26 protein-coding genes and 1 pseudogene are annotated in these 24,090 nt (G+C 59.7%); 12 read left to right on the forward strand and 15 right to left on the reverse strand.

What is annotated here, in order from left to right:
- Position 1: 1 nt before the first annotated feature.
- The 14 genes from N434_RS00560 to motA all read right to left on the reverse strand — a co-directional run bounded on the left by N434_RS00560 (position 2) and on the right by motA (position 14,473).
- Positions 2–1,300 (reverse strand): flagellar hook protein FlgE, encoded by a 1,299-nt coding sequence (locus tag N434_RS00560; RefSeq protein WP_110755490.1) that lies wholly within the window; start codon positions 1,298–1,300, stop codon positions 2–4.
- 105 nt (positions 1,301–1,405) lie between these two features.
- Positions 1,406–2,077, reverse strand: a complete 672-nt coding sequence (locus N434_RS00565; RefSeq protein WP_065114859.1) for a response regulator transcription factor — start codon at positions 2,075–2,077, stop codon at positions 1,406–1,408.
- Between the two features lie 282 nt (positions 2,078–2,359).
- Positions 2,360–2,926 carry a lytic transglycosylase domain-containing protein gene (locus N434_RS00570; RefSeq protein WP_065114858.1) on the reverse strand — a complete coding sequence of 189 codons (567 nt, stop codon included), beginning with the start codon at positions 2,924–2,926 and terminating at the stop codon, positions 2,360–2,362.
- On the reverse strand, positions 2,874–4,226 hold the full coding sequence (gene fliK, locus N434_RS00575) for a flagellar hook-length control protein FliK (RefSeq protein ID WP_110755491.1): 1,353 nt from the start codon (positions 4,224–4,226) through the stop codon (positions 2,874–2,876). The genes N434_RS00570 and fliK overlap by 53 nt, the downstream gene beginning before the upstream one ends.
- Complete coding sequence (gene motC / locus N434_RS00580; protein WP_110755493.1) at positions 4,223–5,497, reverse strand: chemotaxis protein MotC; 1,275 nt, start codon at positions 5,495–5,497, stop codon at positions 4,223–4,225. Before motC ends, fliK begins: the two co-directional genes overlap by 4 nt.
- Positions 5,494–6,801 (reverse strand): MotB family protein, encoded by a 1,308-nt coding sequence (locus N434_RS00585; RefSeq protein WP_110755495.1) that lies wholly within the window; start codon positions 6,799–6,801, stop codon positions 5,494–5,496. Before N434_RS00585 ends, motC begins: the two co-directional genes overlap by 4 nt.
- Positions 6,798–7,448, reverse strand: coding sequence for a hypothetical protein (locus N434_RS00590; protein ID WP_065114854.1), 651 nt, complete (start codon positions 7,446–7,448; stop codon positions 6,798–6,800). Before N434_RS00590 ends, N434_RS00585 begins: the two co-directional genes overlap by 4 nt.
- A gap of 248 nt (positions 7,449–7,696) precedes the next feature.
- The gene (locus tag N434_RS00595; protein ID WP_110755497.1) at positions 7,697–9,013 is read right to left on the reverse strand and encodes a flagellin N-terminal helical domain-containing protein; all 1,317 of its coding nucleotides are present in this window, start codon (positions 9,011–9,013) and stop codon (positions 7,697–7,699) included.
- A 305-nt stretch (positions 9,014–9,318) separates the two neighbouring features.
- Positions 9,319–9,756 (reverse strand): BspJ family T4SS effector nucleomodulin, encoded by a 438-nt coding sequence (locus N434_RS00605; protein ID WP_065114852.1) that lies wholly within the window; start codon positions 9,754–9,756, stop codon positions 9,319–9,321.
- Positions 9,757–9,761: 5 nt separating this feature from the next.
- Positions 9,762–10,844, reverse strand: coding sequence for a flagellar biosynthesis protein FlhB (flhB, locus tag N434_RS00610; protein ID WP_065114851.1), 1,083 nt, complete (start codon positions 10,842–10,844; stop codon positions 9,762–9,764).
- 124 nt (positions 10,845–10,968) lie between these two features.
- Entirely contained in the window at positions 10,969–12,012 is a 1,044-nt protein-coding gene (gene fliG / locus N434_RS00615) for a flagellar motor switch protein FliG (RefSeq protein WP_065114850.1), read from the reverse strand.
- Positions 12,013–12,039: 27 nt separating this feature from the next.
- On the reverse strand, positions 12,040–12,579 hold the full coding sequence (fliN, locus tag N434_RS00620) for a flagellar motor switch protein FliN (RefSeq protein ID WP_110755500.1): 540 nt from the start codon (positions 12,577–12,579) through the stop codon (positions 12,040–12,042).
- Positions 12,580–12,644: 65 nt separating this feature from the next.
- Positions 12,645–13,604 carry a FliM/FliN family flagellar motor switch protein gene (locus tag N434_RS00625; RefSeq protein WP_065114848.1) on the reverse strand — a complete coding sequence of 320 codons (960 nt, stop codon included), beginning with the start codon at positions 13,602–13,604 and terminating at the stop codon, positions 12,645–12,647.
- Positions 13,601–14,473, reverse strand: coding sequence for a flagellar motor stator protein MotA (gene motA, locus N434_RS00630; RefSeq protein ID WP_004432509.1), 873 nt, complete (start codon positions 14,471–14,473; stop codon positions 13,601–13,603). Before motA ends, N434_RS00625 begins: the two co-directional genes overlap by 4 nt.
- 185 nt (positions 14,474–14,658) lie before the next feature.
- On the opposite strand from motA, the gene N434_RS00635 reads away from it, so the two are divergent.
- Genes N434_RS00635 through N434_RS00650 form a run of 4 tightly spaced genes read left to right on the forward strand, consistent with a single transcriptional unit; the run spans position 14,659 to position 18,156 of the window.
- Complete coding sequence (locus N434_RS00635; protein WP_110755502.1) at positions 14,659–15,438, forward strand: DUF1217 domain-containing protein; 780 nt, start codon at positions 14,659–14,661, stop codon at positions 15,436–15,438.
- A 1-nt stretch (position 15,439) separates the two neighbouring features.
- Positions 15,440–16,174, forward strand: a complete 735-nt coding sequence (gene flgF, locus N434_RS00640) for a flagellar basal-body rod protein FlgF (protein ID WP_065114846.1) — start codon at positions 15,440–15,442, stop codon at positions 16,172–16,174.
- 11 nt (positions 16,175–16,185) lie between these two features.
- Positions 16,186–17,592: a flagellar protein export ATPase FliI gene (gene fliI, locus N434_RS00645; RefSeq protein ID WP_065114845.1), complete on the forward strand. Its 1,407-nt coding sequence runs from the start codon at positions 16,186–16,188 to the stop codon at positions 17,590–17,592.
- A gap of 3 nt (positions 17,593–17,595) precedes the next feature.
- The gene (locus N434_RS00650; protein ID WP_110755504.1) at positions 17,596–18,156 is read left to right on the forward strand and encodes a hypothetical protein; all 561 of its coding nucleotides are present in this window, start codon (positions 17,596–17,598) and stop codon (positions 18,154–18,156) included.
- A gap of 121 nt (positions 18,157–18,277) precedes the next feature.
- Here the strand turns inward: N434_RS00650 and N434_RS00655 are convergent, their stop codons facing one another.
- Positions 18,278–18,928, reverse strand: coding sequence for a LysE family translocator (locus N434_RS00655; protein ID WP_065114843.1), 651 nt, complete (start codon positions 18,926–18,928; stop codon positions 18,278–18,280).
- Positions 18,929–19,237: 309 nt separating this feature from the next.
- Here N434_RS00655 and flgB point away from each other — a divergent pair, with 309 nt between their 5' ends.
- The 8 genes and pseudogenes from flgB (at position 19,238) to flgH (ending at position 24,068) form a co-directional block, all read left to right on the forward strand.
- Entirely contained in the window at positions 19,238–19,630 is a 393-nt protein-coding gene (gene flgB / locus N434_RS00660) for a flagellar basal body rod protein FlgB (RefSeq protein ID WP_065114842.1), read from the forward strand.
- Positions 19,631–19,633: 3 nt separating this feature from the next.
- Positions 19,634–20,053 (forward strand): flagellar basal body rod protein FlgC, encoded by a 420-nt coding sequence (gene flgC, locus N434_RS00665; RefSeq protein ID WP_065114841.1) that lies wholly within the window; start codon positions 19,634–19,636, stop codon positions 20,051–20,053.
- On the forward strand, positions 20,050–20,385 hold the full coding sequence (fliE, locus tag N434_RS00670) for a flagellar hook-basal body complex protein FliE (RefSeq protein WP_065114840.1): 336 nt from the start codon (positions 20,050–20,052) through the stop codon (positions 20,383–20,385). The genes flgC and fliE overlap by 4 nt, the downstream gene beginning before the upstream one ends.
- Before the next feature lie 18 nt (positions 20,386–20,403).
- Positions 20,404–21,192 carry a flagellar basal-body rod protein FlgG gene (flgG, locus tag N434_RS00675; RefSeq protein ID WP_065114839.1) on the forward strand — a complete coding sequence of 263 codons (789 nt, stop codon included), beginning with the start codon at positions 20,404–20,406 and terminating at the stop codon, positions 21,190–21,192.
- 20 nt (positions 21,193–21,212) lie between these two features.
- Positions 21,213–21,701 (forward strand): flagellar basal body P-ring formation chaperone FlgA, encoded by a 489-nt coding sequence (flgA, locus tag N434_RS00680; RefSeq protein WP_065114838.1) that lies wholly within the window; start codon positions 21,213–21,215, stop codon positions 21,699–21,701.
- Positions 21,702–21,763: 62 nt separating this feature from the next.
- Positions 21,764–22,819, forward strand: a pseudogene (locus N434_RS00685) (flagellar basal body P-ring protein FlgI); the annotation flags it as partial.
- Positions 22,816–23,352, forward strand: coding sequence for a MotE family protein (locus tag N434_RS00690; protein WP_065114836.1), 537 nt, complete (start codon positions 22,816–22,818; stop codon positions 23,350–23,352). The pseudogene N434_RS00685 and the gene N434_RS00690, both read left to right, overlap by 4 nt.
- Positions 23,349–24,068, forward strand: a complete 720-nt coding sequence (flgH, locus tag N434_RS00695) for a flagellar basal body L-ring protein FlgH (protein WP_004439948.1) — start codon at positions 23,349–23,351, stop codon at positions 24,066–24,068. The genes N434_RS00690 and flgH overlap by 4 nt, the downstream gene beginning before the upstream one ends.
- The last annotated feature ends 22 nt before the right edge of the window (positions 24,069–24,090 follow it).

Genomic DNA, 24,090 nt, shown 5'->3' on the forward strand with positions numbered 1-24,090 from the left:
ACTATCTCTTCAGATTGATCAGGACATCCATCAAATCCGATCCAGTCTGGAAGACCTTCGAATTCGCGGTATAGATACGCTGGGATTCAATCATGTCGGTGAGTTCGCTGGCGATATCGACGTTCGAACCTTCCAGCGCGCCCTTCTGGATGTAGCCGAAGCTGCCCGTCTGCGCGAAACCGATGGTGACGACGCCCGACTCGTTGCTCGGCAGATAAACGTTGCCGTTCTGCGGGCTGAGATTGTCGACGCTCGGCACGGTTGCCAGCGCCAGCTGGTAGATATTACGGCGGCCGCCATCCTGATAAACCGCCGTCACCACGCCGTCCTTGCCGATCTCGACATCCTTGATCTGGCTCGGACCGTTGCCGTTCAGAACCGCGGTGCCGGGTGTGAACTTCGAGGAGAACTGCGTCATTTCCGACAGGTCGATCTCGATCGACTGCGCTACGCCGCTGGTGCTGTCGTTGATCGTGATCGATTTATCCGATCCGGTCGTGAGCTTGTTGGTGGCGGGATCAAAGGTCAACTGAACCGTTGCCTTCACCGGGGCGGTGGCAGGGGGAGTCGCCGTGTACGGGAAGCCGCCATCGGTTGACTGATCCTGACGATAAACCGTCACTTCCCATTGCGGATTGCCTGAAGCATCATTATCGATCCGCGTATAGTAGAAGTCGTAAAGGACCTTGGCACCGCCACTATCGAAGGCCGTCAGCGACGTCTTCGCGCCGATCGTCGCCGTCGCAACATTGTCACTGGGACGCGAACCAGCGGGCACGATTGCTTCGTCACGATTGAGGTTGGCCGGGAAGCTGCCCTGCGTGGAGGGCGATGCGGTCAGGCCGAAATTGTTGACGTTGATGGCCTCGAGACCCGTAAAGCCATTGACGACAGCCGCCGGCGGATTGGAGCCGTAGGGGTAACCCATCAGCTGGAAGCCCGCTGCGTTTTCGAGGTAACCTTCGGCATTCTTCACGAAGGAACCGGCGCGCGTGAGGTAAGGTGTGCCTGCACCGTCCTGAACCACGAAGAAGCCGTTGCCCTGAATGGCAAGATCGGTGCTCGAGGTGGTGTAGGAGAGGTTGCCCTGCTCCGAAATGCTGTAGCGAACGTTGGACTGCACGCCGCCGGAGGCATAGCTGCCCGACGAGGAGGGCAGAACGAGCGAGGAGAACGACGTCGATGCGCGCTTGTAGCCGGTGGTGCTTGCGTTGGCGATGTTGTCGCCCACGGTGCCCAGCTTGTTCGCCTGTGCATTCATGCCGGACACACCGGTTCGCATAGTGCCGAAAATACTCATTCAAAAACCCTCGTGGTCATCTTTCAGGGAGAAGGTAAAGCGTTTGGCTTGCGTGAAGCTGTCTGAAATACCGCGTTTGAAAAAGACCACGCGGGTCAATGAAGATCATTGCCAATCAATGCTGTAGCCGAGAAACCGCTTGGAATCGACCGGATCGTAGCCGAGCTTCTTGCGCAGCTTCTTGCGCAATTTGCTGATATGGCTTTCAACGACATTCTCTTCGACGTCATCATCGAAGATGCCGTAGATGGCATTGAAAATCTGCGCCTTGGAAACGCGGCGTCCGCGATTGGCGATCAAATATTCGAGGATGCGGCGCTCGCGACGCGGCAGGGGAAATACTTCACCACCGACTTCCGGATCACGGCCGTCGGAGAAAACCCGGATAGGTCCGGCATCGGTGAAGTTCGAGATGACCTGCAGCCGGCGACGGATCGCCGCCGCACGTGCAAGGATTTCACGGGGGTGAACCGGCTTGCGCACGACATCGTCGACGCCGCTATCGAACAGCGCCAGCGTCGATTCCAGCGAGGGCTGGTCGCTGACCGCGATCACCGGCGCCGTCGTGCGATCCCGGATTGCCTTCGGCAAGGAATAGCTCCGGTCGCCCTGGCCGATCAGGAAGGCCTCCACGGCCGCAAGATCGCTTTCCGCCGCCGTCGAGACCCATTCCCCGAATTCGGCCGGATCGAAACCGGTCGAGGGGATGCCCTCACGCCCAAATAGAGATGTATAGCCGTCTTTAACGAGCTCGCGCTCATCAACCACTACGATCATTCGTCCGCCTCCGAATCAGTGTGGTGTTTTCCAATGTGGCATTGGTACGAATCGGGGGATTCAGCGACAACTGTAGGAAATCATCGATAGTTATTAATAATTGATTAACTATTTTGTGCCGATTTGATCTATATATAGTGGTTGTTAACCATATATGGCACAAAATTTTTGTGTAGAAATTTCAAAATTCCGAAAAAACTGCTTGAAATGCCTTTTTTCGATCAATCTATCGCCACATTTCAAAATACGAGTCCTGCGGCGCCTGAAGGCAATTTTAGGTTGTTATCCGTCGCAGAAGTTTTTCGCGTTGGCGGTCCATTTTCCGTAGCCCGTCGCCACCAGATTGGCGATTACCCGGCAGACATATTTCTTCTGCGCCGGGTCATTGTTGGGACCGGCATGATAACGCGCGACCGCCATGGTCCAGGTTTCATGCCTGTTGTGAAGATTGCGCAGGAACATGGCGGCATATTCGACATTACGGCGCGGATCGAACATTTCACGCGTCGATGCGAAGTTTTCGCCATGAAAATAGTGATTTATCTGCATGCAGCCGAGATCGATCAGCTTGGCGCCATTGCGCTTCGCCGCCTCGAAAGTGGACAACGCCTCCTCCGTGGACGAGGCAAATACCGGTTTTCCCTCGATATTCATGGCATTGGGGTCCAGCTTGCCCTTGCGGCCCGTCTCGGTCAGGCCGACGGAGTAGAGAATTCCCTCCGGCACGCCATATTTGCGCGCGGCGGACTGAATTTCCCTTTCACAGGCACCTGATGTTGCGGAAGCCGAGGCGTTTTCAGAGGTAGACGCCATTGTCAGCAGAAGAACGGCCAGAGCCGAGAGCGCCATCCATGCCTTCATTATGCACCCCCAAATTATCACCATTGCCTTGCCGGCCATCCCGTGCGCCGGACTCGTCACGGTTGCGTCCTGCGGCCGCCTGCTGGCCCTGCTGCTGCGCCTGCTGATTTTGCTGATTGTTGCCTTGTGTGCCCGTTTGGTCACTCTTGTCCGAAGAAGCGATGCTGATGGTGATGTTATCGACCGTCAGACCCTGCGCTTTCAGGCCATCAAGGATGCTCTTGCTGTCTTCCTGGAGCTTTTTATAGGCCGCGACGCTCTCCACCGTCATGTGAACGGCGAGCTCGTCACCGGCAAGACGCAGCGACATCGTCACCGATCCCAGCTCGATCGGCGTCATGTGCAGCTTCAGCGTATGCACGACCTTGCCTGTGCTGCTCTGGGCTGCGGCATTGGAAAGCGCCGAACCGGGCTGCATGGCGCTGACCCACTCGGGATCATTGGCGATAAGGCCGGTCAAAGCCGAAGCGTTGGACGACGGCGCGAGACCGATGAACCGCCGTGAATCGAGAACCGTTATGGTATCGGCGGCCTTCCCGCCGCTCTCCCGGGCTTCGAATTCGACCCGGCCATCACGCTGCACCGTGCTCATATCGAGAGCGCGGGCCGCACCGGAACGCGGTGAGGAAAAACGGAATGCGGCAGCATTGCCCTCGTTGTCGGAGCCAGATCCGGCTTCGTTTCCGGCCGGCTCCATACCGGTATGCATGTCCTTGAGCGAAGGCTCCGTCTTTACCCGCGGCATGTCGGCCTTGTCCGATTTTACCGGATCGGCCTTGCCTGCAATCGCCTGGGCGATCTCCTCAAGCGGCGTCTTGGCCGTCGCGATATCGCCGGCATTGGCGGCGATCATTTTCAGCTCTGCGAGCCTGGGATCCAACGCATCCGCCACCGTCTCGGCGTCCTTGTCGGCATCGTCCTTCGTTTTCTTGCCGGTCTTGCCATTCTCCAGCGATGTGCGGGCGGTTTTCACCGCGTTCTGAAACTCGGCCACCGTCTCATGGGTGCGACCTTCCGCGCCATGCTCGTTGGCGACCACATTCAGAAAATTCGTGGGACGCTTGACCGGGACATCCATCTTTTCCCCCTCACCGTCGGCCTGAGCATGCTGCTCTTCGGCCGAGCCTGTCCCCTGCTGATGCCGCGAATGTGGCGGCCGCTCGTGGCGCACCGTGGAAAGCGCATTGCCGAAACTACCGCCCCTGGCGTCATCCCGCGCACCGGTGTTGCCCGCACGCGGATCGGCCTGCGGCGCATTCACTATCGCGTTGATGGTTGCGTCGATCATGGTGCCCCCTCGCCTTTCTTCAACAGGCTGTCGATTTCATCGAGCTTGCTGCGGCCGCTCGTCACGAGCTGCCGGACGTTCTCGCCCTCATCGTCAGTCTTGTGGGTTTCAACCCGCCATATGCTTTTTTCCCCGGTGGCCGCCGCCTCATCCTGCGAAGGTTTCGGCACGGCGCTCTGCGCCGCGGCGGCGTCGATATCAGCGCCGGGCAAGGAAGGCGGGCGAACCACCTGTTCGGCTATCGCCCTTGCAGCCTCCCGCAGCGCCCTGTCCCGATCCGACAGCTGGGCGTCGGGAATCTGAACGATCGTCTCGATCGCGCTCACCACGTCTGGCGTGCCGATATTGGAAAGGCTCTCATAAAGATTTGCCTGCACTTCCGGCTGGTCCGGCGCGGCAGGCGACAGAGCTTTCACCTTCAGTGCGGCCATGCGCGCCAGCGAATCCTTGCCGCTGATTGCCGCGAGGCGGGAGAGACGCAGATAGGCCTCCTTCTGCCTCTCCGCATCCATCATCGCGAATGTTTCCTGTATCGCTTCCTCGCTGATGGAATCGACCCGCTTGACCACCAGCGAGACCAGAAGATCCGCAAACTGGCTGGCATAGGGCGAATGCAGGAAGCGCCGGGCATAGCGCTGCGCATATTCGACACCGCGCGCCGCATCGCCGTCTTCGACCGCGATGGCAAGCGAGCGGCGCAGCGCCGCCTCCTCCACGATGGTGCCTGGCGCTTCGAGCCGGGCTATGTCGTAGAAGCTGAGCGCCGCCAGCGGATCACGCGGAATCGTCACATTGCCGCCGATCAGCGCCAGGTAGGCGCCAATCCGCGTGCCGCGATATTCGGGCACCATGGCGGCAATGCTCTGCGCCACCAGCGTTCCCTTGCCGGAAAGGTATTTGCGCAGGATGTCGGCGACACGGCTGTCGAAGTTACCGTCCACATCGCGCGCGACCAGCAATTCAAGCGTGGCGGGATTGCCGCCGCTCATCGCATAGACAAGTGCCGCATCGACATTACGCGGGTCCTTGAAGATCGCCGAAGGCGCGCTTTTAAGCCGCTCATCGATCGTCTGCAGCAGAAACCGCTGCATTTCGGTCGCCGAATGATCTCCCATCGCCACGGAATCCTGCACGAATTGCAGGGAGCGCAACATCGCATAGGGCATGAGGCTGTCTTGCGACTGCGAAAAGGCCTTGATCGGCTCGGCACCGAGACCGCAAAGCGTCGCCGCAAGAAAAAGCCAGCGTTTCGAGGATTTCGTCACACTCACCCCCGATCGGCCTCAAGCAGGATTTCGATGCGGCGGTTGGCATCCGCCATCGGGTCTGCCGGCACCTGCAATCTGCGATCCGCAAAGCCAGAAACCTGCTTCACCCGCTCTTCCGACAGGCCGCCGCGCACCAGCATGTAATAGGCGCTGTGCGCACGATCCATGGAGAGCCGCCAGTTGTCATTGGCTTCGCCCTTGAACTGCCGTCCGTCGGTGTGACCGCGGATCACCACGCTGCCGCCCCGCTCCTGAAGCAGTTTCCCGATCTTTTCCATGGCCAGAACCATTTCGCGCCGGGGCACGGCCGATCCGATGTTGAACATCGGCGTTTCCGTCTGGTCGGAAATGGTCAGCAGCAATCCGCCTTCGGCCGGTGTCACCACCAGACCTTCAGCGAGCTTGCCGGCAATGCCGGATATCTGCTTCTCGATCTCTTCGCGCAGCGTGTCGGCCTTTTCCCGATCGGCGTCGCTGGCCTTTTGCTGTACATCGCTCGCCTGCCGCTGCGCATCCGGCTTCGGCTGGGCAAGCGCCGCCTGTTCGGAGGCATCCGGACGCTGCTGCGGCACCACGGCGGCGACTTCCATCGACTTGCCGTCTTCCGCCTTGTCGGCCGGTGTCTCGGACGACTTGAGCGCGATCGCCTGCGCGTTTTCGGCCGCATCCGGCTGCTTGCTCTCAGCCGCCTGCTGCGGTTCGACTGGCTCCTGCTGCTGGTCGGCGCGGGTGATCTTCACCTGCTGGGTCCAGAAATCGGGGTCAAAGGGGTCGCGATAGGCCTCACCACCGCTTGCGCCCGTCGCCGGACCGGAATCGGCAGCGCCGCCTTCACCCTTGGCGCTGACATTGGCCTGCTGCCCGACCTGCTGGGCGATCTCCGCCAGCACGGAATAGGGATTTTCGAAAAAGTCCGCCTCGGAGAAGTTCAACTGTTCACCGGTCTGGGAGGTCAGGTCCTCACCCGTCGCCGCGGCCGAACCCTGGGTCACCTTTTCCGCCTTGATATTGGACTGGTCCTTTTTCTGGACGCCCTCTTCCTTGTCCACCGGCTTTTCCAGCCCCTTGGACGAGGGTTTCTCATCGGACAGTTTTATCGGATTAAAATAGCTGGCGACCGAGGCCTTGGTCTCCTCGTTGGCGGCATTGACCAGCCACATGACGAGGAAGAACGCCATCATGGCCGTCATGAAGTCGGCATAGGCGATTTTCCATGCGCCGCCATGGGCGCCATCGTGCCCGCCCTTGTGGCGTTTGACGATGATGATCTCGTTTTTGCCGTGGTGGTGATTTTCGCCTTCACTCATTTCATCACCTTGCGAAGACTGGACGCCCAGGCGGACATGCGCGTCACGAACACGCTTTCACCCAACTCGACGGAAAGGTCGATATCCGTGGTCTCGGTAAATTTCATCGTTTCGGCCTCAAAGCCTGGCTGAGTCTTCAGATGCTCGAACAGATCTTTCGGACCTTTCACGACAAGTGTGACCGCCTCGCCATCCGGCATGGAAGCGCGCACGACATCCGCAAGAGCCGAGACGGCCCTGGCCGACAGCTCTTCGGTCAGAACCGGAGCAAGGATACCGGCGGTCTGCTCGCTCAGATTGGCGGCGATCGCATCGATGCCCTCGCGCAGACCGCGGGACAGGAAAACGGCAATCTCCTCAAGATAGACGGAACGCAGGGCCTCCAGTTCGGCCGCATGGGAGGCCAGCAGCGTGTCACGCTCGGCCTGCATCTTCTCGGTGAGTTCGCGGGTCGCCTCTTCGTGGCCACGGGCATAGGCAGCCTGTTTCTCACTTTCGACATCGACGGTCTCGAATTCATCGAAACCGGCCGCAACGTCGCCGAAACCGGACATGCCCTCGGCATCCGCCAGCGGATCGCCAAATGCCAGCCCGGCGGGCTGGCTGTCGCCGAAATCCTTGAGATATCTTGCGATGGAGGCGCTCATGCACGCCCCCGGCAAAACTGGCCGGAGAGGCGAGACATGTTTTTTTGCCTGCGATCAAAGCCGTTTGGCGGCACCACCGTCATCCTTGCTACCTGTCCGTCTCTTCCATGATGTCCGGAAGGATCACGCCATGCGATCCACCCGATATTGCCCCGACGTTAGGTGTTCAAACTTGTGCGAGGATGAAGGCGGCCTGTTCCGGAAGCCCGCGCCACGTCTTCGCACCTGCCCACGCCGGGCCAAAGCCGTTACTTGAAGAGCTGGAGGATATTTTCCGCATTGGCGTTGGCGATGGAGAGCGACTGGATGCCGAGCTGCTGCTGTGTCTGCAACGCCTTCAGCCTGGTCGATTCCTCGTTCATATCCGCATCGACCAGACGGCCGATACCCTTGTCGATCACGTCCATCAGGCTCGATACGAAGTTTTCCTGCATGTCGATACGGCTCTGCAGCGAACCCAGGCTGGAAGCCGCGCTGGTCATCGCTTCAAGCTGTCCATCGACGAAGGACATCATCGCGTCCAGCACATCGGCTTCGGTATATTGCTCTCCCGTCATCGTTCCCATTTTCTGGGCGAGATCGGTGAGCTTGTTGATGTCGAGCGTCGACACGGAGATTCCGAGCTTGCGGTCGTCAGGGTCGATTGCCGAGGAGACGTCGTAGTACCAGTTTGTGTTCGGCGACGTCGTCGTTACGACGGGTGTGGTGCTGTCCGTGGTCGGGGCCGCGGCATCTGCCGGATCGGTGGAGGTAAGCTTTACCCAGACATCATCGCTGATCTTCAAATAGCCTTCCGTATTGGCAGCATTGGTGTAGATGCCGGTTGCCTTGACGGTAAACCCGCTCAATGCCGCCACTTCGCTGTCCTTCAGCGTCGTGACCACATAATCCTTGTCGGTAACGGTGGGAACGGCAGGCAACGCGGGCGTATCCGTCGTGCGCATCGTCACGATCGTTTCGTTCTTGCGAAGGAAACGGGCCTCGGTATCGAGAATACCGAACTTGCCGCCGCTCAGATCGAACAGAACCGTGCTCGAATCGAGCGAATAGTCGACCGTCGTCACACCCACCGCGCCAGCGGCGGTACGGGTAAACGATGCAACGATCTTCTTGATGGTCGGCTCTTCGGCGGCCGGCGTCTTGCCATCGCCGATTTTTGCCTGAAGCCAGTTTTCACCGGAGAAGGACGCCGATTCGGAAATGCTTTTCAGCTGATCCTGAAGCTGCTTGATTTCTTCCTGGATCTTCGACCGGTTGCTTCCCACACCATAGGCGGCAACCAGCTTCGCCTTCAGGGACTTGACGGTCTCAATAGCGCTTTCGACGGCTTCGAAAGCCGTGTCGACCTTGGCGGCGCCGAGGCCCAGGGCATCCTGCACGGCCGAAAGCGCCGTATTGTCGGAGCGCATGGTCGTGGAGATGGACCAATAAGCCGCGTTGTCCGCTGCCGTCTCGACACGGTAGCCGGAGGAGACACGCGCCTGCGTCGTCTCAAGGCTCTTGTCGATCATGCGCAAGGTCTGCAGCGCGGCCATTGCCGCCGCATTGGTCATAATGCTGGTCATGGGTTCCACCCAATTCAAAATGTAAGAAAAAATCCGGCGCTACGCCGAAAACGAGCAGAGGCATCATGCGCATCGGCGGTGGTTGAAACGGGCCACCGCGACCTGCCGTTCGTTAACAAATCGTTAATTCGATAGGTACCAAACAACAACGCTGATTTGCAAGGCGTTCCTCGCTTTCGCAGAAGGGTTTTGCGCAAAGCGGCAGGCTTCAGGCAAGGTCGGGCGAAAAAGCACCGCAACGGAGCCGCTGCGCCGGCGGTTCCAGCAGGCGCAACGGGTAAAAGTGACATATCCGGCAGTGCGGTTCAGGCCGCCTCGCCCTGACGGGTCGGAACGAATCGGGCCGCCATCAGGCTTTTGCGGAGAAACTCGGTATTCTCGTCGGGGTTTTCCGAAGGGTTCTGAAACGAGACATGATTGATCTCGACCGCCGCATGTTCATTGGCCAAGACCAATTGTGCATAGACCGTGGCGCCCTTCGGTTTGATCTCGAGATCGAGGATGATCTCCGGCGCGCCTTCCCATTCCAGTTTGTATTCGCCACCAGCACCGAAATTGATCGTGCCGGGATGATAATAAAGTTCCGCGGCCGAGGAGACGAGGTCGGCAATACTGCCGTAGCACTCGAATCTGAGCAGCGAAATCAGGTCGGCCGGGTCTAGCAGTCGGAGTTCGGTGGCGATCGGGTTGATCGCCTCTGCGACGATCATTTCCCGCTGTTCAGAATAGGCGGATTTTTTCATTGGTTTTATTGAACCCGTATTTTCGATGACTTCATGGCGTAAACCCGATGAACGAGCTCAGCCACGGCCTTATAAAAGGCTGGTGGAATCACACTATCGATCGAGACTTGCGCAAACATGGAGCGCGCGAGTGGCGGGTCTTCAAAAACGGGGATATTGTTTTCTTCCGCAATCTCGCGGATTTTCAATGCGATAAGGTCCTGGCCCTTGGCGACGACGATCGGCGCGTCGCTTTCTTCACGCACATAACGCAGCGCCACCGCAAAGTGTGTCGGGTTGGCGATGACAAGCGTCGCGCGCGGCACATTGTTGATCATGCGGCGGCGCGCGCGATCGCGGGCGATCGACCGCTGGCGGGATTTGACCACCGGGTCGCCCTGCGACTGCTTATATTCTTCCTTCACCTCATGCTTCGTCATTTTCAGCTGGGTGAACCAGTGATGGCGCGTCCACAAAAGGTCGACGGCGGCGAGCAGAGCGGTCGAAAGCAGGATCACGACCATCATCTTTTTGACGATCTCGACGACCCGGACGAAAATCACCTGCGGATCGGAGAACATCAGGTCGATGAGACTGTAGAAATCGCCGCGCAGCGAAAAGAACATGATGGTCGAGACGATCAGTATCTTGAACAGCGACTTGCCGAACTCCACGAAACCCTGCTTGCTGTAGATGCGCGTAAACCCCTTTGCAGGCGAAACACGCGACCATTGCGGACGCACCCTTTCAAGCACAGGCGATGGCAGGTTCTGGAAAAACGACGAGGCGAGACCGAAAACGATGAACATGATCATGGCCGGCATGAGCAGATAGGCCATCGAGGTGCCGAGAAAATAAAGCAGTGACAGGGCATCCGGCCGGGTACCGAGATTCCATTGTTCGGGCTGGCCGAACAGATCCTTCAGCGTCTCGCCGATTCGACCGGCTCCATCGGGAAGGAAGAAAACGAGGTAACAATAAAAGGCGAGTGACGAAGCAAAGATCGGCACTTCGCGGGAAAAGGGAAGATTGCCCTTCTCGGCCGCATCGCGGAGTTTTTTCTCCGTCGGGGCTTCTGTTTTACTGTCCTTGTCCTGATCGTCTGCCAAGGCACGTTCCCGGAATAAAAAAGGCCCGCCGATCCCGGCAGGCCGTCATCCCGAAACTAGCGCCCGGAGCCGGCCATCGCAATGGCGGGCCCTGCCTGCAAGGCGGTTATCAACCGGCTTCCGCTCAAGCGGCGGCCGATTGTTCGTCCGCCCCGGCTTCCTTCAGCTGTATCTGGCCGGAATTGGCCAGACGGATCGCTTCCTGGGCCACCGCGCGGCGGGCAATCGCCACTTCGCGGGTGTTGATGGATGCCTGCGGTACGGCGAGATCCGACTCGATCATGCGGCGCTGGCGCGGGCTGATGCTGGACAGCACACATTCCTTGATTTCCATCGTGGCGCCGCGCAGCGCCATGGTCAGAACGTCGGCCGAAACATCGTTGAGCAGCATGACGCGGCTGCGCTGCGGCATGAACATGAGGTCGTCGAAGAGGAAGATCTTCGGCTTGACCTTGTTTGCGGCTTCCTTGCTGAGCGTCTCCAGCGAGCTGAGCAGCGTGTCGACCTGCGGCTTTTCCAGTTCGTTCATCAGATCGGCAACCTTCGTGGAACCGCCGGCGTTGCGCTCGGCCTCGATCTCGTTGATCAGATTGACCACACGCTTCTCGATGATCTGGGCGGCCGTCGGGCTCACTTCCTTCATGTTCACCGTGCGGTTCATGATATCGGCGCGCTGTTCTTCGGGAATGGTCAGAAGAACCTTGGCGCCGAAGGACGAGGGCAGCATCGAGAGAATATACGCAATGGTCTGGGGATGTTCGCGCAGCAGGAACTTGCCGACAAACTCCGGCTCCGCTTCCTGCAGGCGATCCCAGATCGATGCTTCATAGGCCTGGAAGGCGGTGCGACGGCCAAGAAGGCTGTCCACCTCTTCAGGGGTCAGGCCTTCCTCGAGAATGCTCTCAATTGCCTTGGCATTATCCATGAGACCCGTGCCTTCGGTGAACAGGTCTTCAAACTCCGCCACGATCTGCGCGAGTTCATCGGGAGGAATGACGCGCAGGGTCTGGGCCGAGGAAATGATCATCTGCAATTCGTGCTGCGTGAAAAATTTCAGCAGCTTGCCGGCAACGCCCTTGCCCATGGCAAGAAGCACCGCGGCCGCCTTGTCGGCCTGAGACAACGGCTTGCCCGCAAGGGGGTTACCGAAATCCTCGAAGTCCATCATGGTCTTTCCTCTCCGTCCCCACAGGGATCAGGCTTTTCTCGTACTCATTACTTCAATCAATTTTACGCCGAAGCGCGTATCGTCGTCTTCAAGTACCGTTATCTCACCGCGCGCAATACGGCGGCCATTCACCATGATCTCGACCGGCTCGCCGATCTTGCGGTCGAGCGCGATCGTCGCACCCTCTTCGAGGCCCATCAGGCCCGAAACCAGCATTCTGCTCGTGCCGAGAACGATCTGGACATCGATCGGGATATCCATGATCAGTTCCATGTTCTCGGACAGTCCGCTGCCGAGCGGCGCCTTCACGCCCGCGACCGGCGGGGCGGCCGCGAAATCATCCATCCCAAAATCCGCGGCTCCGCCACCGAAGGCGGAAAGGTCGCTGTCGGTGGATGCGTCGTCCGTGCTTGCGAAATCGCCGAAGTCGCCAAAATCGGAGAGCGAGCCTTCCGCATCCGTCTTGAGGACGCCACGCAGATCGCCGATAGCCTGGTCGAGGTCGCCGCCGTCTTCAAACGACGGCAACGCTGCGTCATCGGTCACAGGTGTTTTCTTCGTAGCCATGCGCTGATTATTCCCTTTGAAACTTGCGTCAGCCTGCCCAAAACCCCAAAAGGGCGGGCAGGATTTTAACCCATCAAATGTCGCAAAATCTCGTCGTCCGTGCTGACATTGTTCTTCACCCGAACCATGTAGCGCTCTCCGGACTTGCCGAATTCGCAATTATAAAGCTTGGAGCCGTTGGCGCTGACCTCGACGCCGATATCGTCCTGCTTCAGATCCTGAAACGGGATGACGTCACCGGCCACCAGTCTGGAAATCGTCCGCAAGGTCAGCGTTTCGAGCTTGATGCGCGCCTCGAGCGTGACCTGCGATCTCTTCACCTGCTGCGAGATCATCTCCATCCACTCTTCCTGCTTCTTCAGCGCCTGGGCCGAAGCTTTCGGGGCGACGATGGAGGTCTTGAGCAGGGGCCGCTGCGGCACGATGAGAGCGAACTCGGACGAGACCCTGCCGATATCGATCTTCATGCGGATGGTCACGCCGTAAACGCCGGCGATCATCTCGTCGAAGGCACTTCTGCCATTGGCATTGAACGGCGGGTCGATCGTCGCCTCGAAACCGCCCGGCGCGTTCACGCCCGAGCGCAACACGCCCGCGATGCGGCCGAGAACCATGGCCGCAAGGTCGAGCTCGATATGGGACAGGCTGCGTTCGTCCGGCTCACCGATGGTGTCAGGTGCAGCACCCAGCATACGCTCCATCAGCGCGATGACGAAGCCGTTGCCGACCGCCATCATGAAATTGGGGCACCAGTTGCGCAGCGAACAATCGGCAACCGCAACATTGTGCCCGACATTGGCGATGAGATCGGTCATCAGCCCCGATTCGGAGCCGACATATTCGACGTCGATCGCAATGCCGGTCTCGCTGTGGAAGATATCAGGCAGGAATTCGCTGTAGAGATGACCGATATCCGAGCCGATCTTCGCAATCGTCCTGCGGTCGGAGAGCCCTCCGGTCAGCTTCGCGAGCAAGGCGGTGTCGATGGCCGGGGCTTTATGCGCTGCAGCTTTTGCCATGATCATGCCGCCTTGTTTTCGCCGCCGGGATTCATCATCTCCTGCTCGACGGCGTCGATGGACGGCCGTTCATAGTTGGAGATGGTCTTGCGGCCATATTCAAGCGCGACCTGCGGCACCGAGCCGTTCATGTAGGCGATCAGCGTCTGCTTGACGATGATGTAGAGGCGATGCTGCTTGGTGCGGACGATCTTGACCTGCGACGCGAGCGGGTTGCAGATCGAATAGGACAGGATGATGCCGAGCATGGTGCCGACGAGTGCGGCCCCGATCAGGCCGCCCAGCACCTCGGGCGATTCGTTGATCTTGCCCATGGCCTTGATGACGCCGAGAACCGCCGCGACGATACCGATGGCGGGGAAGGAATCGCCCATGGTGGTGATCGCGTGATAGGGCTTCAGCTTGTCATTGAGGATGGTCTCGATTTCCTCATCCATCAGCGCCTCGATTTCGTGGCTGCGGGCATTGCCGATGATGATGAGGCGGACATAGTCACAGATGAACGAGGTCAGTTCCTTGTTCTTAAGTACCGAGGGCGCGCTCTGGAAGATCGAGGATTCTTCCGGATTGTCGATATGGGCCTCGATCTCGTTGCGCGATTTCGTGCGCAGATCGCGCATCAGCGAATAAAGCACGCCGAGCACGTCGAGATAGTTGCGCTCCTTCGGGACCGAATGCTTGAAGGCCTCGCCGAGCGCCTTGCCCGAATCCTTCACGACCTTCATGGGGTTCGCCATGATGAAGCCGCCAAGACCGGCGCCGCCGATGATCATCAATTCGAACGGCTGAATCAGCACGTCCAGATGACCGCCCATCGCCATATAGCCGCCGATGATGCAGCCGAAGGTGATTATAAGTCCAATTACAATATTCATTGATCGACCACGCCCGAACAGTGTTCCATGCCGCCATGTCTAGAAAATGTGGCTTGCGTGAACCTGTCCGCCAGCCCGCTTTTCAGCTCTTCCGGCAACCAGTTTCGCACAAGCAAGCCACGGCACTATGCCGGCAAAGGCGGACGTGCGCCTTGAGATCGGGATCAAACGAGAGCGGCGGTTCAGTGACTTCCACCTATACCAGCTACAGACTGATCAGTCAGGATATCGGCAAATCGCTGGAGCGGGTGTCGAAGCAGCCCGATGTGGCGCGCGAAACCGAATATTACCGCGCGAAGATCGGTGAGGTGAAATCCATCGACGATTTCATGGCCGATACGCGTCTTTACAATTACGCGCTGAAGGCCCACGGGCTCGAGGACATGGCCTATGCGAAGGCCTTCATCCGCAAGGTGCTGACCGAAGGCACCACGGACAAGGACGCTTTCGCCAACAAGCTTTCCGACAGCCGCTATGCGGATTTCGCGAAGTCGCTGGATTTCGCCAGCCTCGGCGCGGCGGCGACCGCAACCGAGGCCGCCCAGGCCGGCATTGTCGACAAATACACCCGCCAGACGCTGGAACAGGAAGCCGGCGACGACAATAATGGCGTCCGGCTCGCCCTTTATTTCGAGCGCAAGGCATCCACCATCACGTCCGGTCTCGATTTCCTGGCGGATGATGCGCTCGCGCAGGTGTTTCGCACGGCCTACAACCTGCCTGACGAATTTGCCGCGGCCAATGTCGAAAAACAGGCGGCACTCATCGAAAAAACCATCAACATCAAGGATCTGCAGGATCCTGAGAAGGTCGGAAAGCTGCTCGAGCGTTTCACCATCATGTGGGAAATGCAAAATCCATCGACGACCTATGATCCCCTGGCCGTTTTCGGCTCCTCCAGCGGCTACGGCATCTCCCCCGATCTGCTGATCTCCATCAACTCCCTGAAACTCGGAGGCAAATGATATGCAATCCGGACTATACGTCGCCCTTTCCTCGCAGATCGCGCTGGAGCGTCGTCTCACCACCATTTCCGACAATATGGCGAATGTGAACACGGTCGGCTTCCGCGGCTCCGAAGTGAAATTCGACGAAATGGTCGCCAAGAACCACAATGACATGAATGCCCGGGTGGCCTTCGTCTCACAGGGCAACGACTATCTCTCCACCCGCCAGGGCGCTTTCGAGCAGACCGGCAATTCCTTCGATTTCGCCATCAAGGGCGATGCCTGGTTCTCGCTGGATACGCCGGACGGCCAGATATTGACCCGCGACGGCCGTTTCACCATGCGCCCGGATGGCGCGCTCATCTCTTCGAGCGGTTATCCCGTTCTCGATGCCGGCGGCGGTCCGATCCAGCTCAATCCGAATGGCGGCCCGATAACCGTTGGTCTCGACGGTGCGATCAGGCAGAACGAAAACATCGTCGCTACCCTCGGCATCTTCCAGGCGGATTTCTCGCAAGGCTTCCTGCGCCATCCCAACAGCGGTGTGAAGCCCGTGGCGCAGCCGGTTCCGGTCGTCAACAATCATGAGGTCGGCGTCGTTCAGGGTTATCTCGAACAATCGAACGTCAACGGCATTTCCCAGATGACGCAGCTCATCCAGGTCAACCGGGCCTTCGAGAGCATTTCCTCGCTGATGCGCGACACCGAATCGACCTTCGGCGAAGGCATCAAGACGCTTGGCGGCGCGCGTTGAGGAACTGAGTGATGACAATGCCGGAATCCATGCTCTCGGCCGACGCCATTTCACCGAAGCTCGCGCAGCTGGCGAGCCTTGCCGGGCATTATGCCGATCCGGAATTTTCGGTGGCGCCGGGCGGGCACGTCCGCACCATTGCCGCCGGACACTATACGGTCTCCGGCCTTTCGCGGCACGTCAGGCTTGGTGAATTCGTCGCCCATCGCAGCGCGACCGGCATCCATCTCGGTGAAGTTGTGCGTGTCGAACCCGATATCTGCTATGTTTGCCCGATCGAGCCGGGCGAACCGATCGGCATCCACGACACCGTCATTCGCAAGGGCGCTTTCCGCGTCGCGCCCGATGACAGCTGGTGCGGACGTACCATCAACGCCCTTGGCGAACCCATCGACGGTCAGGGCCCGCTTGCCTCCGGCACCGAGCGCCGTTCGATCTCCAACAATGCGCCGCCGTCAATGACGCGCAAGCGGGTGGAGACGCCTTTCAAGACCGGCGTGCGGGCAATCGATATCTTCTCGCCGCTTTGCCTCGGCCAGCGCCTCGGCATTTTCGCCGGCTCCGGTGTGGGCAAATCCACGCTGCTGTCGATGCTCGCCAAGGCCGACGCCTTCGACAAGGTGGTGATTGCGCTGGTCGGCGAACGCGGACGCGAAGTGCGCGAGTTCATCGAAGACACGATGGGCGAAAACATGAGCAAGTCCATCGCCGTTGTCGCCACCAGCGATGAAAGCCCGATGCTGCGCAAGATGGCGCCGCTTTCCGCGGTCACCATTGCCGAACATTTTCGCGATCAGGGCGACAATGTTCTTCTCATCATCGACAGCGTGACGCGCTTTGCCCATGCGATCCGCGAAGTGGCCGTCGCCTCGGGCGAGCCGCCGGTGGCGCGCGGCTATCCGGCCTCGGTCTTCACCGAACTGCCGCGCCTTCTGGAGCGGGCGGGTCCCGGCGCGGAAGGCACCGGCACCATCACCGCCATCGTCTCCATTCTGGTGGACGGCGACAATCACAACGATCCGATTGCCGATTCGACGCGTGGCATTCTCGATGGCCATATCGTGCTCGACCGCAGCCTTGCCGAAGAGGGCCGTTATCCGCCGATCAATCCGCTTGCCTCCATCTCTCGTCTCGCCAAGAAGGCGTGGACGCCGGATCAGGAAAAGCTGGTCTCGCGCCTGAAGGCGCTGGTGCATCGTTTCGAGGAAACGCGCGATCTGCGCCTCATCGGCGGTTATCGGCCCGGCACCGATCCCGATCTCGACATGGCGGTAAAGCAGGTCCCGATCATTTATGAAACGCTGAAACAGCTTCCGAGCGAACCGGCAGCGCAGGACGCCTATGCCGATCTGGCAACCGCGTTGCGCGGTGGTGTGCCGAACAATCAGCCGCAGGTGAACCCGAGAATGAGAGGCTGACCCGTGAAAAAGAAACAGATCGACAATGGCGCCGTCGAAGACGCCCGGTCGCAGCCTCCCTTCTTCACGCCCGACCGTATTCTGGCGTGGACAGGTATAGGGCTTGCCGCAGCTGCCGCCTTTTTTCCCTGGTATGTGTTCTTCAACGAGGACAAGTTCGGCATGAAGGTTGCCGGCGGCGACCGCACCCGCGATCTGCCCCATACCGGCCCGAGGGAAGTCTTCAGCGTCTCGCCCATGGCCATGACCAACCGCAACAAGGAAGACATGCCGCCGGCCGAAATGCCCGACATGCTGACCACGGCGACAGTCAACGCCAGCGGCAAGGAAAAGCAGAACAATCTGGCAGCCGGGCTTGAAGACCAGCCTTTCCCGGGCCAGACCTCTTTCCGTCTGCTGCATGTTTCCAACGGCCGCGCGCTGATCGAGGACGGATCGGGCATGTATATGGTGCGGGTCGGCTCCACATTGCCTGACAATGCGCAGCTGACGAAGATAGAGCAGCGTAACGGCGAATGGCTGATCGAGACCTCTTCCGGCAAGACCTATTATCCGGAAAAGTAGTCAGACCGACCTCGGGCCTGAGGTCATCATCGAATTTCGCTGAAAACTCGGCATACGAAAAGTGGCGCCCCCCAGGGCCGGATCCGGGGGGACGCAAACGTCTCAAACGACGTCAGGCGATCTATTTCTTCTGATTGCCCGCAAAAGCGGCCGTCAGGCCAAGGCCGATGTAAACGAAGCCGCTAACCCAGCGTTCGGCCTTCAGATAGGCGGGACTGCGCTTCAGCCAGTTGCCGGCCGTACCGGCAGCAAGTGCGTAGGTGCAATCCGTCAGAACGCCAATCACCGTGTAGAGAATTCCGAGAAAGGCGATCTGCATTGCCATATGGCCACGATCGACCTCAACGAACTGCGGCAGGAAAGCCAGAAAGAACAATGCGGTCTTCGGATTGAGGAGATTGACGATGAAGCCCTCACGAAAGATGCGCATGCCGCTTCGCTTCGGTAAACCGCCCTCGACGTCGGGAATGTCCGACGACCCGAGGAGCTTCTTGAGGCCAAGCCAGATCAGGTAGGCCGCGCCCGCATATTTCACCACGCTGAAGGCAAGCGCAGACGATGCCAAAAGCGCCGAGAGCCCAACAGCGGCGGCGACGACGTGAACAAGTGTGGCGGTATGAATGCCAAGGATTGAAACGAGGCCGGCAGAACGGCCCTGCTCGACCGAGCGCGCAAAGATGTAAAGGACTGCCGGTCCCGGCACAAGAAGCAGCACCAGCGTGGCGCTGACGAACAGGCCAAGATTGGCTGCGCTGGGAATTACCAAATCCATGATTGCTCTCCTCCATTTCCCTCTACCGTAGCGATAGCACCGGACTGTCTCCAAGGCGAGATATAAAGCTGTTCAGCAAGCACCTCGCCCCATGCCTGTGAGTTTCCACCCTGGGCCGGCATGACCTCGGAATCTAAGCGTTCACCGCAGGGGCTTCGGGTGCGGTGTCGATTGAGGCTTCTCTTTTTTTGGTTTCCGGCAGGCCATTTTTTCTCCCGCTTCCTGCCCTTGCCATCGCCTTCGTCCCTCTTCGCAAGTCTGACGCAAGATTAGCCCCGTAGGTTCGGGCCATACGAGATGGAGAAGTCTATGCAACCGATTCAACTGTTCGATCTGGCATCCCGCCAAGCGGAATGGCTGAGCGTGAGGCAGGAAGTCGTGGCGACCAACATCGCCAACGCCAACACACCCAAGTTCCACGCCAAGGATGTCAGCCCCTTCGAAGCGGTCATGCAGGCCACCAGCCAGCAGGTTGGCATGGCGAAGACCCATCCCGCCCATTTCGGCGCGAGCGCCCTCAGCGAAAATATCGCGGTGCGCGACAACCCGGTCAACAACGAGATCGGCATGCAGGAGTCGGGCAATTCGGTCGCGCTTGCGGAAGAAATGACCAAGACCGGCGAGATCAAGCGGCAGTACGACCTGAACGCCAATCTCGTCAAATCCTTCCATCGCATGATGCTGATGACGGTTAAGAGGTAAGCCATGGATCCCTTGAGTGCGGCGAGCAAGATCGCCGGCAGCGGCCTGGAAGTGCAGTCCACCCGGCTGCGCATCGTCTCCGAAAACATCGCCAACGCCCGATCGACCGGCGATACGCCCGGCGCCGATCCCTATCGCCGCAAGACCGTCACTTTCGGTTCGGAACTCGACCGCGTCAGCGGTGTGGAGCGCGTGACGGTGAAGAAACTCGGCGTCGACCGTGGTGATTTCATCAATGAATACGACCCCGGCAACCCGGCCGCCGATAGCAACGGCATGGTGAAGATGCCGAACGTCAACATCCTGATCGAAATGGCCGACATGCGCGAAGCAAACCGCAGCTACGACGCCAATCTTCAGGTCATCCGCCAGACACGCGACCTCGTCGCCTCCACCATCGACCTTCTGAAGGCATCGCAATGATCGACGGTATCAAGCAAGTCAGTTCCCTCTCGCTCACCCGCGGCGCAAGCGGCATTTCCTCTCTGACGGAAAGCGTTTTTGGCAGTGAGCAGACGACGCCTGCCCAGCAGACGGGCGCAAGTTTCGCCAGCGTTCTCGGCAACATGTCCGTCGATGCGATGAACAGCCTGAAAAAGGCGGAAGTGGCATCTTTCGAAGGCATTCAGGGCAAGGCGAACACCCGTGAAGTGGTCGATGCCGTGCTTTCGGCCGAGCAGTCGCTGCAGACCGCCATCGCGCTGCGCGACAAGATCGTGTCGGCCTATCTCGACATTACCAAGATGCAGATCTAGCCCAGCAGGAATATTGACATGAGAGCTCTTGCCATCGCTGCCACCGGTATGGACGCCCAGCAGACCAATCTGGAAGTCATCGCCAACAACATCGCCAATATCAACACCACCGGCTACAAGCGCGCGCGTGCGGAGTTCACCGACCTTCTCTACCAGACCGAGCGCATGCAGGGCGTGCCGAACCGCGCCAACCAGGCGATCGTGCCTGAAGGCGCCAATATCGGCCTCGGCGTGCAGACGTCGGCCGTGCGCAACATCCATACCCAGGGCAACCTGATCGAGACCGGCAACAAGCTGGACGTCGCGATCATCGGACAGGGCTGGTTCCAGATCGAGGCGGCTGACGGTTCGACCCTCTACAGCCGTGCCGGCGCCTTCAACAAGAATGCCGACGGCAATCTGGTGACGGTGGATGGTTACAATGTCATCCCCAACATCAATATCCCGACCGACGCGCAGGACATCACCATTACCCGCACGGGTCAGGTGACGGCCCGCATCGGCAATGCCGCGGACTTTACCGAACTTGGCCAGCTGACCATCGCCAACTTCGCCAACGAAGCGGGCCTCAAGCCGCTCGGCGACAATCTCTTCGCCCAGACGCCGGCTTCCGGCGACGCGGTGATCGGCGTGCCCGATGATCCGAGCTACGGCTACATCAAGCAGTCCTATCTTGAAGGCTCGAACGTCGACGCCGTCAAGGAAATCACCGACCTGATCACGGCGCAGCGCGCCTATGAGATGAATTCCAAGGTCATCACCACCGCTGACGAAATGGCTTCGATTGTCAGCAAGAACCTGAAGTAAGAACGGAAAGGCAGGCGAACATGAGGTTTGGCCGGAAACATAGCAGCAGCAGAACGGCGCTCGTCCGTATATGCCTTGCGTCTGCCTTTTCGCTGGGCGTCCTGACGCCCGCTCTCGCCCAGGCGCCAATGGCGCTGGTTCCCACCCGCACCATCTATCCGGGCGAGACGATCACGCCCGAACAGGTCAAACCGGTGGAAGTGACCAATCCCAATATCTCCTCAGGTTATGCGAGCGATATCAGCGAAGTCGAAGGCATGATCTCCAAGCAGACGCTGCTTCCCGGACGCACGATACCCATTGCGGCACTGCGCGAACCCTCGCTGGTGGTCCGCGGCACCAATGTCAAACTGGTCTTCACCATCGGCAACATGACGCTGATGGCGTCGGGAACGCCGATGACCGACGGTTCGCTCGGCGAGGTGGTCCGCGTGCGCAACATCGATTCCGGCGTCATCGTCAACGGCACGGTCATGAAGGACGGAACCATTCAGGTGATGGCGAAATGAGATTGCTTCGTATCATAGCAGCGGCCATCCTGTTTTCGGCGCAGCCTTTCCTTTCCGTTTCCGCCGCCCATGCCGATACGTCCCGCATCAAGGACATCGCATCGCTGCAGGCGGGGCGTGACAACCAGCTGATCGGCTACGGCCTCGTGGTCGGCCTGCAGGGCACGGGCGACAGCCTGCGTTCCTCGCCGTTTACCGAACAATCCATGCGCGCCATGCTGCAGAACCTCGGCATCACCACGCAGGGCGGCCAGTCGAACGCCAAGAACATCGCGGCTGTCATGGTGACGGCCAATCTGCCGCCGTTTGCCAGCCCCGGCAGCCGTGTCGACGTGACGGTCAGCTCGCTCGGCGATGCCACGTCGCTGCGCGGCGGTACCCTCATCATGACCTCGCTTTCCGGTGCGGACGGGCAGATCTATGCGGTCGCGCAGGGTGCGCTGATCGTCAACGGCTTTTCGGCGCAGGGCGACGCGGCAACGCTGACGCAGGGCGTGACCACCTCGGCACGCGTGCCGAACGGTGCGATCATCGAGCGTGAGCTGCCGTCCAAGTTCAAGGATTCGGTCAATCTGGTCCTTCAGCTGCGCAATCCGGACTTTTCGACCGCGGTGCGTGTCGCCGACGTCGTCAATGCCTTTGCCCGCGCCCGTTATGGCGACCCGATCGCCGAACCGCGCGATTCGCAGGAAATCGCGGTGCAGAAGCCCCGCACCGCGGATCTGACCCGGCTGATGGCGGAAATCGAGAACCTGACGGTGGAAACGGATACGCCCGCCAAGGTCGTGATCAATGAGCGCACCGGCACCATCGTCATCGGCGCGGATGTGCGTATTTCCCGCGTCGCCGTCAGCTACGGCACGCTGACCGTACAGGTGACGGAATCGCCGCAGGTCATCCAGCCGGCTCCCTTCTCGCGCGGCCAGACGGCCGTACAGCCACAGACCGACATCATGGCCATGCAGGAAGGCAGCAAGGTCGCCATCGTCGAAGGGCCTGACCTTCGTACGCTGGTTGCCGGTCTCAACAGCATCGGGCTCAAGGCGGACGGCATCATCGCCATTCTGCAAGGCATCAAATCCGCCGGTGCCCTTCAGGCGGAGCTCGTGCTGCAATGATGGAACATCAGATCAAAAATCCGCTTTCGAATGGCCTCGTCCGCTTCGCGGCCGTCGCCTCGCTGCTGTTCCTGCTGCCTGCGGCCGGCGCCGAAAGCCAGCAGAACGTGGTCTCCGAACTCAGCACGCAGGATGAAATCCAGAAATTCTGCACCAACATTGCCGATGCGGCCCGCGACCAGCGGTACCTGATGCAGAAGCAGGAGCTTGAAAAGCTTCAGGCCGACGTCAACGAGCGCATCTCCGTGCTGGAAGACCGCAAGGCGGAATATGAAGACTGGCTGGCGCGCCGCGAACATTTCCTCGCCCAGGCGAAAGCCAATCTCGTCGATGTCTACAAGACGATGAAGCCGGATGCCGCCGCACCCCAGCTCGAGAAGATGCATGTGGAGATTGCGGCCGCCATCATCATGCAGCTGCCGCCGCGCCAATCCGGCCTCATCCTCAGCGAGATGGATGCGCAGAAAGCCGCCACTGTCGCCGGCATCATGTCGCAGGCAACCGACAAAAACACTTCGAAGGATCCTTCATGAGCACGCGTCGTCTTCCGGCCCTCCTCCTGCCGCTCGCTCTCCTGGCAGGCTGCCAGAACAACCAGACCCTGAAGGAAATCGGCAACGCACCCGCGATGAGCCCGATCGGCAGCGGTCTGCAGTTCAGCCAGACGCCGCAGATGGGCATGTATCCCAAGCAGCCGAAACATATGGCGAGCGGCTACTCGCTGTGGAGCGACAGCCAGGGTGCCTTGTTCAAGGATCTGCGCGCGCTCAACATCGGCGACATCCTGACCGTCAACATCCAGATCAACGACAAGGCCGATTTCGACAACGAGACCGAGCGCAACCGCACCAATTCCAGCGGTCTCAACTGGAAGGCCAAGGCCCAGATTCTGGGCTGGACGCCGGATGCGGATTCCAACATCAAATACGGCTCCGATACCGACACCCAGGCCAAGGGCAAGACCAAGCGTTCCGAAAAGCTGACGCTGCTCGTCGCCGCCGTCGTGACCGGCATTCTCGAAAACGGCAACCTCATCATCAGCGGTTCGCAGGAAGTGCGCGTCAACCACGAAATCCGCATCCTGAACGTCGGCGGTATCGTCCGGCCGCAGGATGTCGATGCGCAGAACATGATCTCCTACGAGCGCATCGCCGAGGCGCGCATCTCCTATGGCGGCCGCGGCCGTCTGACGGAAGTGCAGCAGCCCCCGGTCGGGCAGCAGGTCGTCGACCTGTTCTCGCCACTCTGACGCCGGCACACGGGAACGGGAC

The sequence above is a fragment of the Rhizobium sp. UGM030330-04 genome, from assembly GCF_003208455.1.
GTDB classification, from domain to species: Bacteria; Pseudomonadota; Alphaproteobacteria; order Rhizobiales; family Rhizobiaceae; genus Agrobacterium; species Agrobacterium rhizogenes_A.

Excerpts from the sequence above, each read along its gene's own strand:
- flgF (WP_065114846.1), top strand. The coding sequence starts at position 15,440 with ATGCAATCCGGACTATACGTCGCCCTTTCCTCGCAGATCGCGCTGGAG.
- N434_RS00570 (WP_065114858.1), bottom strand. The coding sequence starts at position 2,926 with ATGGCGCTCTCGGCTCTGGCCGTTCTTCTGCTGACAATGGCGTCTACC.
- fliK (WP_110755491.1), bottom strand. The coding sequence starts at position 4,226 with ATGATCGACGCAACCATCAACGCGATAGTGAATGCGCCGCAGGCCGAT.
- N434_RS00565 (WP_065114859.1), bottom strand. The coding sequence starts at position 2,077 with ATGATCGTAGTGGTTGATGAGCGCGAGCTCGTTAAAGACGGCTATACA.
- motA (WP_004432509.1), bottom strand. The coding sequence starts at position 14,473 with ATGAATATTGTAATTGGACTTATAATCACCTTCGGCTGCATCATCGGC.
- flgA (WP_065114838.1), top strand. The coding sequence starts at position 21,213 with ATGAGGTTTGGCCGGAAACATAGCAGCAGCAGAACGGCGCTCGTCCGT.
- N434_RS00560 (WP_110755490.1), bottom strand. The coding sequence starts at position 1,300 with ATGAGTATTTTCGGCACTATGCGAACCGGTGTGTCCGGCATGAATGCA.
- fliG (WP_065114850.1), bottom strand. The coding sequence starts at position 12,012 with ATGATGGACTTCGAGGATTTCGGTAACCCCCTTGCGGGCAAGCCGTTG.
- flgG (WP_065114839.1), top strand. The coding sequence starts at position 20,404 with ATGAGAGCTCTTGCCATCGCTGCCACCGGTATGGACGCCCAGCAGACC.
- flgB (WP_065114842.1), top strand. The coding sequence starts at position 19,238 with ATGCAACCGATTCAACTGTTCGATCTGGCATCCCGCCAAGCGGAATGG.
- N434_RS00690 (WP_065114836.1), top strand. The coding sequence starts at position 22,816 with ATGATGGAACATCAGATCAAAAATCCGCTTTCGAATGGCCTCGTCCGC.
- flgH (WP_004439948.1), top strand. The coding sequence starts at position 23,349 with ATGAGCACGCGTCGTCTTCCGGCCCTCCTCCTGCCGCTCGCTCTCCTG.
- N434_RS00585 (WP_110755495.1), bottom strand. The coding sequence starts at position 6,801 with ATGAGTGAAGGCGAAAATCACCACCACGGCAAAAACGAGATCATCATC.
- fliN (WP_110755500.1), bottom strand. The coding sequence starts at position 12,579 with ATGGCTACGAAGAAAACACCTGTGACCGATGACGCAGCGTTGCCGTCG.
- fliI (WP_065114845.1), top strand. The coding sequence starts at position 16,186 with ATGACAATGCCGGAATCCATGCTCTCGGCCGACGCCATTTCACCGAAG.
- fliE (WP_065114840.1), top strand. The coding sequence starts at position 20,050 with ATGATCGACGGTATCAAGCAAGTCAGTTCCCTCTCGCTCACCCGCGGC.
- flgC (WP_065114841.1), top strand. The coding sequence starts at position 19,634 with ATGGATCCCTTGAGTGCGGCGAGCAAGATCGCCGGCAGCGGCCTGGAA.
- N434_RS00595 (WP_110755497.1), bottom strand. The coding sequence starts at position 9,013 with ATGACCAGCATTATGACCAATGCGGCGGCAATGGCCGCGCTGCAGACC.
- N434_RS00655 (WP_065114843.1), bottom strand. The coding sequence starts at position 18,928 with ATGGATTTGGTAATTCCCAGCGCAGCCAATCTTGGCCTGTTCGTCAGC.
- N434_RS00605 (WP_065114852.1), bottom strand. The coding sequence starts at position 9,756 with ATGAAAAAATCCGCCTATTCTGAACAGCGGGAAATGATCGTCGCAGAG.
- N434_RS00625 (WP_065114848.1), bottom strand. The coding sequence starts at position 13,604 with ATGATCATGGCAAAAGCTGCAGCGCATAAAGCCCCGGCCATCGACACC.
- N434_RS00590 (WP_065114854.1), bottom strand. The coding sequence starts at position 7,448 with ATGAGCGCCTCCATCGCAAGATATCTCAAGGATTTCGGCGACAGCCAG.